The following is a 14579-nucleotide window of genomic DNA, read 5'->3' as shown; positions in this document are numbered from 1 at the left end:
GCTCCTACAGCCCGACGAGAGAGAGGGCGGCGGCGGGCCACCATCAATGCTTCGCGGGCAGCCCCAACGCACGCACGGCATTCACCAGCCAGCGCAGCTGCACGCCGTGGCGGGTGTCGTAGTCGGTGCCGGAGTATCCCCACCAGTCCCAGCATGCCTGCGGATTCAAGGGCGCGAAGCTTGCGCGGGTCTGAGGATAAAGCACCGCCACGCCGTAGGCGTCGGCCCAGCGGTTGAAGCCGGCGTCCTTCACGAACGTCTCGCCGATCGCATCGGCATTCTGCTTGCAGCCGTGCAGTGCCACCACCAACCCGCACGGCTTGCCGGCGGCGCAGGCGGGCGGCAGGTAGAGGTAACCCTTGGGCGCCAGGAAGGCATCGGCGCCGTCGGGGCGCAACGCGTCCTGGTCGAAATCGAGCACGCGCCCCGTGGCCGCGTCAGCCACCGGCTGCGGGGACGCACCGAACAGCTGGTGGAAGATCTCGCCGGCTGCGTCGAACCCACAATGGCCCAGGTACGGCGATACCGACTGGCCGCAGTCCTCGCCCTTCGCCGCGATCGGCAGGTTATGCGCGAAGTCGCGCGCGCCATCGTCCACCACCTGCATGCCGGCGAGCGCGGGATCGCCGTCGCGCAGGCGTTGGTAGAACTGCGCACCCGCCTCGGCCACCGCCGGAGCGACGACGCCGTCAGCCTTGCCATGCAGCAGGTAGACGTGCGACTTGGCCAGCGCATCCAACGAACCGATCTTGCCCGCCGCCGCGCGCTCGCGCGCGTTCGCCACCAGCGCGTCGACGTCGATCGCCGGCGCGCCCTTCATGCAGCTGCTCAGCGCCGTCTGCAGGTTGCTGCCGGCGCAGCCGTAGGGGCCGCCAGCCACCAGCGCCGCATCGGGAAAGATTTCCGGATAGGCCAGCTGCGCCTGCGTAGCCATGTATGCGCCGGAAGAGAGGCCGACCACGGCGACGCGTGCGGCGTCGAGCTGCAGGTGCGGCAGGCGCGCATCGTGGCGCGCGGCGCAGGCGGCGCCGGCGACCAGCACAAGGCTCAGTCCCAGCAGGCGCAGTGGGGGGAACGAAGGCATCGAAAACTCCTCGAGGCACGTTGGAAAAGAAAACGACCCGCGCGATCGGGGAGAGCATCGCACGGGTCGCAGGGCGAGCGGCGCAGCCGCCTCAGAAGGTGTAGCGTGCGCTCAGCGTGACCATCCGCGGCGCACCGTAGAAGCCGGTGACGATGCCCAGCGCACCGATGTTGTAGCCAGTGGTGCGGTAGGACTTGTTGGCCAGGTTGGTGCCCTGCAGGCTCACGCTCCACGGCTGATCGATCTGCCAGATCACGCCCGCGTTCCACAGCCCGTAGGCCTTCTGTGCGATCAGCGGCGACAGCGTGGTTTCCGGATACACCATGCCCTGGTAGGCGTAGTTGATGCGCGCGGTGAGGCTGCCGCCGTCACCCACCGGCCGGGTGTTTTCCAGCGACAGGCCGCCGGACCACTTAGGCGCGTTGGTGAACTTCTGCTGGTCGGCGATGTTGACGCCGCCGCTCAGGAACTCGGTGTACTTGGTCTTGAGGTAGGCGAAGTTTCCACTGAAGGTCCAGCCATCGGCCGGCTTCCAGGCGAACTCCTCCTCCAGGCCATCGATATGGCCCTTGCCGGCGTTGGTGAAGTCGCCGAAGAAGCCCTGGCTGCCGTTGGGCAAGGTGTAGGAGGTGAACACCGACAACTGGATGTCGGAGTAGATGTTGTGGAACAGCGCCGTGTTCATCATCAGCGCGTCGTCGAAGAAGGTCATCTTGCTGCCCAGCTCGAACGACTGCACTTTCTCGTCGTTGATCGGTCGGCACGAGCTGGGAATCGCCGCGCAGTTCGCGCGGATGTTGTAGCCGCCGGAGTGGAAGCCGGTGCTGTAGCTGGCGTAGAGCTTCACCTGGTCGCTCGCGCTCCAGTCCAGCGACACCTTCGGCGAGGCGTTGTTGGTGGTGTGCGAGCCGGAGAAGTTGGCCAGCACCGAGATCGGCGTGCTGAACGATTCGTCGGCGAAGCCGTAGTTCTGGATCAGCGCGGTCTTGGTTTCGCGGGTCAGGCGCACGCCCACATCCAGGCTCCACTCGGGGCTGATGTCCCAGGCGAAGTCACCGTAGGCGGCCAGGCTGCGCGTGCCCACGCGGCCACCGGTGCTGCCGTACTGGGAGTAGCCCAGGGTGGTGTAGGGCGGCGAGCCGAGAAAGATGTTGTGGATCTGGCCGCTGGCCGAGCCGTTGAAGTAATACAGGCCGGCCACGCCGTGCAGGCTGCCGCCGGCGTCGTAGTTGGCCTGCAGCTCCTGGCTGAACTGGTGATCCTTGTACAGCGCGCTGACGTCGGCGATTTTTTCCGGCAGCGTGTCGAAGTCGATCGCGGTGTCGGTGTGCGAACCGCGAACGGCAGTCACCGACTTCAGTGACCAGTCGTTGCTGGCCACCCAGTTCAGCGTGAGCGCGGTGCCGTAGAGCTTGGTGCGGTTGAGCTGGGCCATGCCACCGCGGGTGTCGAAGTCGCTCGACAGCGGCGCATAGGCCGGGTCAAACTTGTTGGCGATCAGCATCTTCGCGCCGCGCGGATTGGAGTTGTCGCGCACACCGTCCACTTCCAGCTGTGCGTTGAACTGCTGACTCGGGAAGAAGCCCAGCGTAGCGCGGGCCGAATTGGTGTTCTTGTTGCCGTTGCGGCTGCCGGTGTTGAGGTTGGTGCCGAAGCCGTCGTTGTGCTCGCTGGCGATCGCCGCGCGGCCGCGCCACACCTTGTCGGCGCTGGCGCCGCCGATGCTGGCCTTGATGTCCTTCTCGCCGTGGGTACCGGCGGTGACTTCCACCGAGCCCTCGGTCTTCACCGGCAGCGGGTTGGAGACGTACTTGATCGCGCCGCCGATGGTGTTCTTGCCATACAGGCTGCCCTGCGGACCGCGCAGCACCTCGATACGGCTGACATCGAACACGTCCAGCACGGCGCCTTGCGGACGCGCCACATAGACGTCGTCCAGGTAGATGCCCACGCCCGGGTCGAAGCCCCAGGTCGGGTCGGCTTGACCGACGCCGCGGATATAGGCGGTGAGCGTGGTGTTGGAGCCGCGCGCGGCGTAGATCTGCAGCGATGGCACCTTGCCCTGCAGGTCGGCCAGGTTCTGCACGTTCTGCTTTTCCAGCGACTGCGCGGTGAACGCGCTGACCGCAATCGGCACGTCCTGCAGCGTTTCCTCGCGCTTGCGCGCCGTCACCGTGATCTGGTCGAGCTGCTTGGCCTTGTCGACGCTCGGCGCAGCAGCGGTGTCCTGCGCGTGCAGCAGCGGACTGCCGGACAAGCCGATCACTAGGCTGATCGCCAGACTCAGGTGCGTGCGCTTCATGGTTTCCCCTTCCCTTCGGTGAGCTGGCCGCCTGAAGGGGCGGCTCGCGTGGACGCAGCCATCGACGATGGATGCTTGATGGCTGGCAAGCCTAGGCAGCATGGGCGGCGGTCACACTTGTACCTTCGTACAGTGCCCGCGGCGGCGAGGCGTGCGGATACTCCGGACCCCATCGTGCTTCATGCCACCGCCGAGGAACCGCAAGGATGGCCTTCCTGATCGTGCTCGCTGCGCTGTGCTTTCTGATGCTCGCGGCGTACCGCGGCTACAGCGTCATCCTGTTCGCGCCACTCGCTGCGCTGGGCGCGGTGCTGCTGACCGAGCCGTCGCTGGTGGCGCCGATGTTCACCGGCCTGTTCATGGATCGCATGGTCGGCTTCCTCAAGCTCTACTTCCCCGTGTTCATGCTCGGAGCGCTGTTCGGCAAGCTCATCGAGCTGTCGGGTTTCTCCAAGGCGATCGTCGCAGCCACCATCGGCCTGGTCGGGCGCAGCCGGGCGATGCTCTCCATCGTGCTGGTGTGCGCGCTGCTCACCTACGGCGGCGTGTCGCTGTTCGTGGTGGTGTTCGCGGTCTACCCGTTCGCGGCGGAACTCTTCCGCGCCAGCGACATCCCCAAGCGGCTGATCCCCGGCACCATCGCGCTGGGTGCGTTCACCTTCACTATGGATTCGCTGCCGGGCACCCCGCAGATCCAGAACATCATCCCCACCGCGTTCTTCGGCACCACGGGCTGGGCCGCGCCGTGGCTGGGCACGATCGGCGCGGTGTTCATCCTCGTCGTCGGCCTGAGCTATCTCGAATGGCGCCGACGCAAGGCCGCGGCGGCCGGCGAGGGTTACGGCACCGAGCTGCTCAATGAGCCGGCGCCGTTCGAGCACGGCAAGCTGGCCCATCCGCTGTTGGCAATTCTTCCGCTGCTGCTGGTGGGCGCGGTCAACAAGCTGCTCACCGACGCCATCCCGCACCTGTACGGCGCCAGCAGTTCGTTCGTGCCCGCCGTGATCGGCGAGGCCAAACCGATCGTGCAGGAGACCGCAAAGATCGCTGCCATCTGGGCCGTGGAAGGTGCGCTGCTGGTCGGCAGCCTGTGCGTGCTCGCCACCGCCTGGAAGCCGGTGATTGCGCGCTTCGCCGAAGGCAGCAAGGCGGCGGTGGGCGGCGCACTGCTGGCTTCGATGAACACCGCCTCGGAATACGGCTTCGGCGCGGTAATCGCCGCCCTGCCCGGCTTCAAGCTGGTCGCCGACGGGCTGCGCGCGATTCCGCATCCGCTGGTCAACGAGGCGGTGTCGGTGACCGCTCTGGCCGGCATCACCGGCTCGGCGTCCGGCGGCATGAGCATCGCACTGGCGGCGATGGCTGACACCTTCATCCACAACGCGCAGGCCGCCGGTATCCCGATGGAAGTGCTGCATCGCGTGGCCGCGATGGCCTCCGGCGGCATGGACACGCTGCCGCACAACGGCGCCGTGATCACCCTGCTGGCGGTGACAGGACTGACGCACCGGCAGTCGTACAAGGACATATTCGCCATCACCGTGATCAAGACGCTGGCGGTGGGAGTGGTGATTGCGGTGTATGCGGTGACGGGGGTGGTGTGAACAGCAAGCTTCTTGAGGTCCAAAGCCAAGGATGAGCAGCGGACGTTACGTCATTGCCTGATGCGACGACCCGAAGCCACGTAATCCCTGGGCGTCATTCCCGCGAAAGCGGGCTCTCAACAGACGAACGTCTGGTCATCCACTTTGCCTTTTGCATCGGAGCCAACATGGATTCCCGCTTTCGCGGGAATGACGGCCAAAACAGTTCCAGCGACTCTCGAGTCCTGACGAGCAACGAGCAAACGAGCAAAACCCAAAACCCAAAATCCAAAACCCACATCCCGACATCCCTCCCCCGGCGCAGAAGCACCGCGATGTCGCTACCCATCCGGCCCCGCGCCCCAAGCGCGGTGCCACCCGCCTCGTCCGCGAGGCATGTAGCGAAGGAGGAAACACGTGATGTCGATCAAGCACGTTCTGCTCGCCCTGCTGCTGTTGATACCCGCCACGGCGGCCCGCGCCGTCTGCCACGACACCGTGGTGATGGTCCACGGCAACACCGGCAGCCCCGGCGATTTCGTCAATACCTACAACCTGCTGCGCCAGAACGGCTGGACCGACGCGCAGATCGTCCGCCCATCCTGGGGCAACCCGTACTGCGCCGCCTGCAATGACCACGACGGCAGCGAAGAGACGCCGGTGAAGAACGCCATTTCCAGCGCCATCGCCAACTCGTGCTCGGGCAAGATCGACGTCATCGGCCACTCCATGGGCGTCACCCTGGCCATGCGCGAGATCGACAAGCTCGGCGTGGCGGCCAAGGTGAATACCTTCATCGGCATCGCCGGCGCAGTGCACGGCCTGTGGAGCTGCGGCGTGTATCCGTACAACGTGTTCAACAGCACCTGCGGGACTTACGGCCTGTCCATCCACAGCCCGTTCCTGGATTCGATCGCCGGCCACCGGTTCGGCGTGCACATGTACTCGTTCAAATCCTGGGTGGACGAGATCAACTGCTACGGCGGCGTATGCACCGTGGACGGCGTGCACACCTCGTCGATCCCCGGCGAAGACCGCAGCCTGGACTACCCCTACGGCCACTACCAGCTGCTCTGGTACACCGCCGCCGACCAGATGGCGCTGATCCAGTAAGCCCGACACCGCAAACAGCCCGTTCCCACGCACGAATCCCTGTAGGAGCGACTTCAGTCGCGATGCTTTTAGCGGCGGACCACCGCCCGCCGTCGCGGCTGAAGCCGCTCCCACACGGGCCCAGGGCACATCACCGCTCGCCCCTGTAGGAGCGACCTCGGTCGCGATGCTTTTTTCCCAACCATGGCCCAGCCCCCCAGTCTCCCGTGAAGCCGCTCCGGCTTGATCGGGAGCCGCCGGCCACCCCGCTCGCATGGTCCGGTTGGCTCAGCCGCGGCAGGCCCCGCCTGAACCGCCATACGCGGCGGCGCAGCAAGTTGTCACACAAGTCCGTATAATCCTCGGGTTATTCCTCTGACAACCTTTCAGGCGGCCCTCACGGCGCCCGCCGAGCCTTTACCCATGTCTATCGAAAACCTGCGCAACATCGCCATCGTCGCCCACGTCGACCACGGCAAGACCACCCTCGTCGATCAGCTGCTCAAGCAGTCCGGCACCCTTGACCAGCGCACCGTGCTGGCCGAGCGCGTGATGGATTCGAACGACCAGGAAAAGGAGCGTGGCATCACGATCCTGGCGAAGAACACGGCGATCACCTGGGAAGACAAGAAGAAGGGTGTCAAGAACCGCATCAACATCGTCGACACCCCGGGACACGCCGACTTCGGCGGCGAGGTGGAGCGCGTGCTGTCGATGGTGGACACCGTGCTGATCCTGGTCGACGCGATGGACGGCCCGATGCCGCAGACCCGCTTCGTCACCCAGAAGGCCTTCGCCATGGGCTTCCGCCCGATCGTGGTGGTGAACAAGGTCGACCGTCCGGGCGCGCGTCCGGAGTGGGTGGTCGAGCAGGTGTGGGATCTGTTCGAAAAGCTCGGCGCCAACGACGAGCAGATGGAATTCCCGATCGTCTACGCCTCGGCCCTCAACGGCTATGCGTCGCTGGACGAGAACGCCCGCGAAGGCGACATGACCCCGCTGTACGAAGCGATCATGCAGCACGCGCCCAAGCCGGACGTGGATCCGGACGGCCCGTTCCAGATGCGCATCAGCCAGCTCGACTACAACAACTTCGTCGGCGTGATCGGCATCGGCCGCATCCAGCGCGGTTCGATCAAGAAGGGCATGCCGGTGGCCGTGATCGACCGCCACGGCAAGAAGCGCCAGGGCAAGATCGCCCAGGTGCTCGGCTTCCTCGGCCTGGAGCGCATCGAGCAGGAAACCGCCGAAGCGGGCGACATCGTCGCCATTGCGGGCATCCCTGAGCTGACCATTTCCGACACGGTCACCGCGCCGGACGTGCCCGAGGCGCTCCCCCCGCTGAGCGTGGACGAGCCGATGATCAGCATGACCTTCCAGGTCAACAACTCGCCATTCGTCGGCAACAAGGACCTGTCCGGCGGCAAGTTCCTCACCAGCCGTCAGATCCGTGAGCGCCTGGAGCGCGAGCAGGTGCACAACGTGGCCCTGCGCGTGGAAGACGGTTCGGACGCCGACAAGTTCCTGGTCTCCGGCCGTGGCGAGCTGCATCTGTCGGTGCTGATCGAGAACATGCGTCGCGAAGGCTACGAGCTGGCCGTGTCGCGTCCGGAAGTGATCATCAAGGAGATCGACGGCCAGAAGATGGAGCCGATCGAGCAGCTGGTGGTGGATATCGAAGAAATCCACCAGGGCGGCGTGATGGAGCGCCTGGGCATCCGCAAGGGTGACCTGAAGAACATGGTGTCCGACGGCAAAGGCCGCGTGCGCCTGGAGTACATGATCCCGGCGCGTGGCCTGATCGGTTTCCAGAACCAGTTCAAGACCCTCACCCAGGGTTCGGGCCTGCTGTTCCACGTGTTCGACCACTACGGCCCGTACACGCCGGCGCCGATCGCCAAGCGCCAGAACGGCGTGATGATCGCCAACGCCGGCGGCACCACCCCGGCCTACTCGCTCGGACCGCTGCAGGAGCGCGGCAAGCTGTTCGCCGCCGAGGGCGACTCGGTGTACGAAGGCCAGCTGATCGGCATCCACGCCAAGGACAACGACCTCACCGTCAACGCGATCAAGCCCAAGCCGCTCACCAACATGCGCGCCTCGGGCAAGGACGATGCGATCCAGCTGACCCCGGCGACCAAGTTCACCCTGGAGCAGGCACTGGACTTCATCGACGACGACGAGCTGGTCGAAGTCACGCCGAAGGAGATCCGCATGCGCAAGAAGCACCTCACCGAGAACGACCGCAAGCGGGCCTCCCGCGGCGGTTGATCGCTCGCTTCATCGCTTCATGAAAAAGCCGCCCTCGGGCGGCTTTTTCGTGTCCCGAACGGTATCGGCACGCGCCGGGAAAACGACAGCCCTGCCCGTCACGGCACCAGGTGCGCAACCGGACTCACCGACCAGCACACCGTGCCCTGGTCGATCGCCGCGTGCACGGGCGAATCGGCCAGCTCGCGCATCAGACGTCGGGCGGAAGCCTTTGCGTCGGCCACCCGCTCCCACACCACCAAGTCGACCACCGTACCGTCCTCCCTCTGCAGCAGCATCCGCGAGACGAATCCACGCTGCCGCCGCAGCCACGGATCCACATCGGCATTCGCCGCGACGAAGTCGGCCAGTTGCAGCCCACCGGCCAGCTTGAATGTGGTGATCTCGATGGCGGGTCGCATGGTCGTTGCCATCAGATGCAGTACCCGCCCCCGACCTCGATCCGCTGCGCATTGATCCAGGCGTTGTCGGGCAGCAGCAGCGAGGCGATCACACCTGCCACGTCCACCGCCTCGCCCACCCGCCCCAGCGCGGTCTGATCGGCGAGCATTTGCGCAAACTCCGGATGCTTGTCCAGCGCGCTGTCGCCCAGCTCGGTGCGGATGGCACCGGGCGAGACCGCATTGGCGCGGATGCGGCGCGGGCCAAACTCCTTCGCCATGTAGCGCGTCAGCACGTCCAAACCGCCTTTCATGGCGGCATACGGCGCCACGCCCACGGTAGCGACGCGCGTGGTGGCGCTGCTCACGTTGACGATCGCCCCGCCGTCGGCCAGCAGCGGCAGCAGCGCCTGGGTCAGGAACAACGGTCCTTTGAGGTGCACGTTCATCAAACCGTCGAAGACGGCCTCGGTGATGGTGCCGAAGGGATGGAAGCCGCCGTGACCGGCGTTGTTGACCAATGCATCGAACGACGGCCGTCCCCACTCCCGCTCCAGCGTGCCTGACAGCTGACGTGCGAAGCCCTCGAAGCTGGCGATGTCTCCCACGTCCAGCGACAGGGCGACCGCCTTGCCGCCTTCGCCCCGGATCTGCTCGACCAGCGCGTCCGCACCGGCCCGATGGCTGCGGTAGGTGGCGACGACGCCGAAGCCGTGCCGGGCGCAAGCCAGAGCGGTGGCGTGCCCGATGCCGCGGCTGGCGCCGGTGATCAATACGATTTTCATGGAGATGCCCTGCAGCATGAGGAAGATGCAGGCAGCGTAGGCCGCACGCGCGGGCGACTCTGGCCGGATCGTGGCGCACCCTTGCCCGATCCTCTCGAATGCACGGCGGCGAGCGGCGCGCCCGGCATAATCCCCCGATGGATTCCGCCCTGGCCGAACTGCGCCGACTCACGGCGCATGCAGAGAACCGCCGCACCGATACCGGCCTGCCGCGCGTGGCCATGGTCCAGGGCGAGATTCCCGAGCACCAGTTGGCCGCCGTGTACGAGCCGATGATCAACCTGATCCTGCAGGGCGGGAAAACCCTCACCATCGGCGGCCAGACCTATCGCTACGACCCCGCCCACTACTTCGTGATGTCGATCGACGTGCCGGCCACCGGCACCGTGCACCCGGACCGCGACGGCCGGCCCTACCTGGCCGTGGCCCTGACGCTCGACCCGGACGTGCTGGCCGACCTGCTGGATGAGTTGCCCACGCCAGCGCCGGGCGCGCACGCCGAGCGCGGCTTCAGCATCTGCCCCACCACGCCGGAACTGCTCGACGCGTGGCTGCGGCTGCTGCGCCTGATGGAGCACCCGGGCGACATCCCGGCGCTGGCTCCGGTGTACGAGCGCGAGATCCTGTACCGCGTGCTGCAAGGCCCGCAGGGCTGGATGCTGCTCGAGATCGCGCTACCGGACAGCACGCTTTCGCGTATCCGCCGCACCATCGCATGGCTGCGCGAACACCACGACCGCCCCGTGCAGGTAGAAACCCTCGCCGACCTCGCCGCGATGAGCCCTGCCACCTTCCACCGCCACTTCAAGGCGGTCACGGCGATGAGCCCCATCCAGTTCCAGAAACAGCTCCGCCTGCTGCGCGCCCGCCAACTGCTGATGACCGGCGCGCCGACAGCTTCGGATGTGGCCTACCGCGTGGGCTACGAAAGCCCCTCGCAGTTCAGCCGCGACTACACGCGATTGTTTGGTGCCTCGCCGCTGCGGGATGCGCAGCGGCTGCGCAAGGAAATGCTCGCTTAGGCGAACGATGGGTAGCATTCGCGGCCGCAAGCGCACCGCACGCCAATGTCTCGGTCCAACCAAAAGTGCGGGGACGTCGGCGGCGCAGTAGAGCGATGACCTGTGGAAGTCGCACTCAGAGGAAACCCGCCTGCGCAAAAGCACCGCACGGGAGCGACAGCAAGCAGGCCACATGCCGCGGCTCACCGGTCACTTCATCACTCCACGAACAAGTCGCGTTTAGGCGACTTTTCTAAAGGATGGCTCTTGATGGAAGCCTCAACCGAAGCATACACATGACGACCTATTGCTATCTGTAAGTGGCGGCTGAGCGCCCTACGACGCAATGATCGTGACCAAATTGACGTAGCATATTTTCTATAATTGATGTTGGAGTTGGGTTTTTTGGGCCAATCATGATGTGCGCAACGGGGCACGAACCATCCGACGCCTTAGGCATTGGATATTTAAGATAAGGGACTACCATTCCGCGACTCACGCGATAATGGTACAGCGGCGACTCTGGAAGAGCAGTCAAGGCGAGTCGCCATTCACACTCCTCTTTGAACGCAGGCCCCTTAATGCTAAAAAGCTGACTCCACTGCCGCAACAAGGTTTCATTAATGGCGCTGCGCGCCTTAGCAATGACCTTTGCGTCTGGTGTAACTCCAGGAAGATTCGTCGGTGCTGGAAACCACTCTTCAATGTGGTTTCGCGCGGAATCAAAAAGACCCCTTAGACGTTCAATGGTATGGGGCTCTTCATATTCGACTTTAACGAGCGACGGACCCAGGCCGCCAAAAGACATTGATGGGTCGAGTTGATACATCGCAGGCATCTGATTAAGAAGACCTCGGTCAAATCCAATGGCAAAACCCGTTCCATCGGCGGCATAACCTCTCCATTGACTTAGAAGGTCTCCATTCTCGGAAAGAGAAACACCAAAGCACTCAAGGATCTCGCGAAACAACTCCAGGTGCTCAAGAAATCCATCTACAGAGTTCTTTGCGAGAGACGATTCCTCGGCCAGTCGTCGAAGCACATCCCTGCAGGCTTGACCCTCCATTGAATCATTCGAGTACGCAAACGGGCATAGCCAAAGCTCGTTTGTTCTAATAATTGACTCAAGCGCACTTGCATCACAGTAGTGATACAGCGTCGTTGGCGGCCCACTGGTACCAAAATTGCTCATCAACCCACCTCCCGCCTTATTGAATTAATGATCACCTGCGTAAGGATTTTAAAATATAAATACCTGGGCCAGAGTGCACATTCTAGTGACGGCCATAGGTCGATAGAGGACATACGCCATCACCTCACCCCGCCACCACCTGCGCCCTCTCCAACGCCGCCACCCGCCGCTCCAGCCGCGGCCCCAGATAGCAATGCGACCCGCACGGCAACAGCCCGGCCTGCTGGAACTCGCGCAGGTACCACTGCGGGGTGCGGGCGACGAAGCCGTGCATGTCGCCATCGGGGTCGTCGCTGCGGGTGAATACTTCGAGGAAGGCGATGCCTTCGAGCATGTCGACGATGCCGCCGAGGCCCGCGCGGATTTCGGCGGGCTTGAGGTAGTGCAGCACGTCGGTGCAGACAATGAGGTCGAAGCGGGTGTCGAAGCGCAGGTATTCGAGCTGGCCGAAGGTGGCCAGGCCGATGTTGCGGCTGCGCCCGTAGCGGTTGACCACGTACTCGCTGGCGTCCAGCCCGCGGTAGCTGGCCTCCGGGCGCAGCGCGCGCAGGTGGGCGCGCCACGGCGCCTCGCCGCAGCCCACGTCGAGCACGCTGCGGATGGGGCGGCCCAGGTAGTACTCGGCCTGCGCCACGGCCAGCGCCACCTTGCGACGCAGCTCGGCGGGCGAGGCGACGGTGTGGTCAGGGTGGCGGTACCACTTGTCGAAATAGGCGCGGTCGTAGGTCTTGGGCACGGCGGGCATCCTGGCGGTCAGCGCGCATGGTAACCGCCGTCGCGCCAGCATCACCCGGCGCCCACGCAAGGCGGCGCACGATGCCCCATCCCCCATCGAGGAGTACGTCCATGCCCATGGTCCGCATGCGCCTGATCGGCAGCCGCGACGACGCCGACACCGTGATCAACGCCCTGCACGGCATCGACGGCATCGAGCACGTGGAAGAGGTGGACGATCTCGCCCCCATGATGCGCGACGACTCCAGCTCCAGCGAGCTGGTGGACGACAGTGAGGGCAAGATCTACTACGTGGAAGTGCGCGCACCCAACGCCAACCGCGTCGATGCGGTGCAGAGCGTGACCGAGTTCATCGGGCGCGAGCGCGGCATGGGGGTGGAGTTTGTGGACGAGTTTTGATTGGGCGAGCCGTCCGCTTGCGCGAGAGCGGCGGATTTACCAAGAGCATCGCGGCTGAAGCCGCTCCTACATACAAGGGGCGCAAGGTGTTGCGAAGGCTGAACGGGGCGGACGCGGCGGCAGTACCCGGTACACCGCAGCGTGGGCTCCGCGTTGACCATCGCATCGCCCACTGCACGGATGGCTTCGCATGCGCCGCACCTTCGCCTCGCTCGCCGCTGGTTTGCTGCTGGCTACGGCCGGCGCCACGCCCGGGCTCGCCCGCCCCGCTGCCGCCCCACTCTCCCACGACGACATCGCCTGGCTGCGCCGGGCCAGCTTCGGCGTGGACAGCGCCACGCTCGCACGCTATCGCCAGCTCGGTCGCGACGGTTGGCTCGATGAGGCGCTGGCCGATCACGACGACACCCTGCCCCCGCCCATCCAGCAATTGCTGGACAGCTACGATGCGATCAACACGCCACCGCTGGGCCTGTTGAAGCGCTATCGCGACGCGCTGAAGCAGGTGAAGGCCATGCCGGATGGCGACGCCAAGGTGGCTGCGAAGAAGGCTGCGCAGAAGGACGGCCGCAAGCTGCTGCGCCAGGCCCAGCAAGCCGAGCTGCTGCACGCCATCTACGGCAGCAACCCGCTGAAGGAGCAGATGGTGTGGTTCTGGCTGAACCACTTCAGCGTGTACGGCGCCAAGGGGCCGGTGAAGCTGCTGGCAGCGGACTACGAGGAGCACGTGATCCGCCCGCACGCGCTGGGCAAGTTCCGCGACCTGGTGATGGCCACGCTGGAGAGCCCGGCGATGCTGGTGTACTTGGACAACGCGCAGAACGCCAAGGGCAAGGTCAACGAGAACTACGCGCGCGAGCTGATGGAGCTGCACACGCTGGGCGTGGGCAGCGGCTACACCCAGCAGGACGTGCAGCAACTGGCGCTGATCCTCACCGGCGTGGGCGTAATGCGCCCGCATCAGATGAAAAATGGGCGGCGTTTCGCCCGCTTCGGCGGCACGCGACCGGGCGTGGTGCAGAACGGGCTGTTCGAGTTCAACCCGGCCCGCCACGACGACAGCGACAAGACCTTTCTCGGTCATCGCATCCGCGGTGGCGGCTTCGAAGAAGTGGAGCAGGCGGTGGATCTGATCGTCAGCCAGCCAGCCTGCGCGCACTTCGTGTCGAGGCAACTGGCGCAGTACTTCGTGGCCGACGATCCGCCTCCCGCGCTGGTGGACGCCATGGCGAAAACCTTCCAGCGCACCGACGGCGACATCGCCGCCGTGCTGCGCACGCTGTTCACCTCGAAGGAGCTCACCGCCACCGCGGGCGGCAAGTTCAAGGACCCGATGCAGTTTCTCGTCTCGGCGATGCGCGTGAGCCTGGATGGCCGGCCGATCAGCAACGCGCAGCCGCTGGTGGGCGCGCTGCAGCAGATGGGCGAGCCGATCTACGGCCGCATCACGCCGGACGGCTGGCCGCTGGACAACGCCAGCTGGTCCGGCTCGGGACAGATGGCCAAACGCTTCGACATCGCCGGCATGATCGGCAGCGGCCGTAGCCGGCTGTTCGAGCCTGAGGCCGACGACGACGCCGGCCCGAGGCCGCCACACATGCGCCCCGACCCGCCGGCACTGAATGGCCCGCTGTTCGCGCAGACCATGCAACCGTGGCTGTCACCGCACACGCGCGACGCCCTGGCGCAGGCGAAATCGCCGGCCGAGTGGAACACCTTCCTGCTCGCTTCCCCCGACTTCAACACCCGCTGAGA

At 65.3% G+C, this 14579-nt stretch carries 12 protein-coding genes; 6 read left to right on the top strand and 6 right to left on the bottom strand.

Features of this window, described 5'->3' with window-relative positions; translation table 11 throughout:
• Nucleotides 1-43 precede the first annotated feature (43 nt).
• The gene (locus ACTHJF_RS00500; RefSeq protein WP_440265327.1) at nt 44-1084 is read right to left on the bottom strand and encodes an extracellular catalytic domain type 2 short-chain-length polyhydroxyalkanoate depolymerase; all 1041 of its coding nucleotides are present in this window, start codon (nt 1082-1084) and stop codon (nt 44-46) included.
• Nucleotides 1085-1175: 91 nt separating this feature from the next.
• Nucleotides 1176-3386: a TonB-dependent receptor gene (locus ACTHJF_RS00495; protein WP_431633815.1), complete on the bottom strand. Its 2211-nt coding sequence runs from the start codon at nt 3384-3386 to the stop codon at nt 1176-1178.
• Between the two features lie 206 nt (nt 3387-3592).
• On the opposite strand from ACTHJF_RS00495, the gene ACTHJF_RS00490 reads away from it, so the two are divergent.
• From ACTHJF_RS00490 to typA, 3 genes are all read left to right on the top strand, one after another.
• Complete coding sequence (locus ACTHJF_RS00490; RefSeq protein WP_440265326.1) at nt 3593-4990, top strand: GntP family permease; 1398 nt, start codon at nt 3593-3595, stop codon at nt 4988-4990.
• Between the two features lie 399 nt (nt 4991-5389).
• Entirely contained in the window at nt 5390-6082 is a 693-nt protein-coding gene (locus tag ACTHJF_RS00485) for a lipase (RefSeq protein WP_440265325.1), read from the top strand.
• A 402-nt stretch (nt 6083-6484) separates the two neighbouring features.
• A complete protein-coding gene (gene typA, locus ACTHJF_RS00480) occupies nt 6485-8332 on the top strand; it encodes a translational GTPase TypA (RefSeq protein WP_440265324.1) in 1848 nt (615 codons plus the stop codon).
• A gap of 98 nt (nt 8333-8430) precedes the next feature.
• Here the strand turns inward: typA and ACTHJF_RS00475 are convergent, their stop codons facing one another.
• Both ACTHJF_RS00475 and ACTHJF_RS00470 read right to left on the bottom strand, forming a co-directional pair.
• A complete protein-coding gene (locus tag ACTHJF_RS00475) occupies nt 8431-8733 on the bottom strand; it encodes a hypothetical protein (protein WP_440265323.1) in 303 nt (100 codons plus the stop codon).
• An 11-nt stretch (nt 8734-8744) separates the two neighbouring features.
• On the bottom strand, nt 8745-9497 hold the full coding sequence (locus tag ACTHJF_RS00470; RefSeq protein WP_440265322.1) for an SDR family NAD(P)-dependent oxidoreductase: 753 nt from the start codon (nt 9495-9497) through the stop codon (nt 8745-8747).
• Nucleotides 9498-9634: 137 nt separating this feature from the next.
• On the opposite strand from ACTHJF_RS00470, the gene ACTHJF_RS00465 reads away from it, so the two are divergent.
• Entirely contained in the window at nt 9635-10519 is an 885-nt protein-coding gene (locus tag ACTHJF_RS00465; protein ID WP_440265321.1) for an AraC family transcriptional regulator N-terminal domain-containing protein, read from the top strand.
• A 289-nt stretch (nt 10520-10808) separates the two neighbouring features.
• Here the strand turns inward: ACTHJF_RS00465 and ACTHJF_RS00460 are convergent, their stop codons facing one another.
• Together ACTHJF_RS00460 and ACTHJF_RS00455 are read right to left on the bottom strand one after the other, a co-directional pair.
• The gene (locus ACTHJF_RS00460) at nt 10809-11690 is read right to left on the bottom strand and encodes a DUF2971 domain-containing protein (protein WP_440265320.1); all 882 of its coding nucleotides are present in this window, start codon (nt 11688-11690) and stop codon (nt 10809-10811) included.
• 124 nt (nt 11691-11814) lie between these two features.
• Nucleotides 11815-12426 (bottom strand): class I SAM-dependent DNA methyltransferase, encoded by a 612-nt coding sequence (locus ACTHJF_RS00455; RefSeq protein WP_440265319.1) that lies wholly within the window; start codon nt 12424-12426, stop codon nt 11815-11817.
• 110 nt (nt 12427-12536) lie between these two features.
• On the opposite strand from ACTHJF_RS00455, the gene ACTHJF_RS00450 reads away from it, so the two are divergent.
• Nucleotides 12537-12824, top strand: coding sequence for a hypothetical protein (locus ACTHJF_RS00450; RefSeq protein WP_440265318.1), 288 nt, complete (start codon nt 12537-12539; stop codon nt 12822-12824).
• Between the two features lie 190 nt (nt 12825-13014).
• Nucleotides 13015-14577, top strand: a complete 1563-nt coding sequence (locus ACTHJF_RS00445) for a DUF1800 domain-containing protein (RefSeq protein ID WP_440265317.1) — start codon at nt 13015-13017, stop codon at nt 14575-14577.
• Nucleotides 14578-14579: the final 2 nt, after the last annotated feature.

The organism is Dyella sp. (assembly GCF_051962475.1).
In the GTDB taxonomy this organism is placed as follows: Bacteria; Pseudomonadota; Gammaproteobacteria; order Xanthomonadales; family Rhodanobacteraceae; genus Dyella_A.
This window is presented reverse-complemented; position numbering and strand designations above follow the sequence as displayed.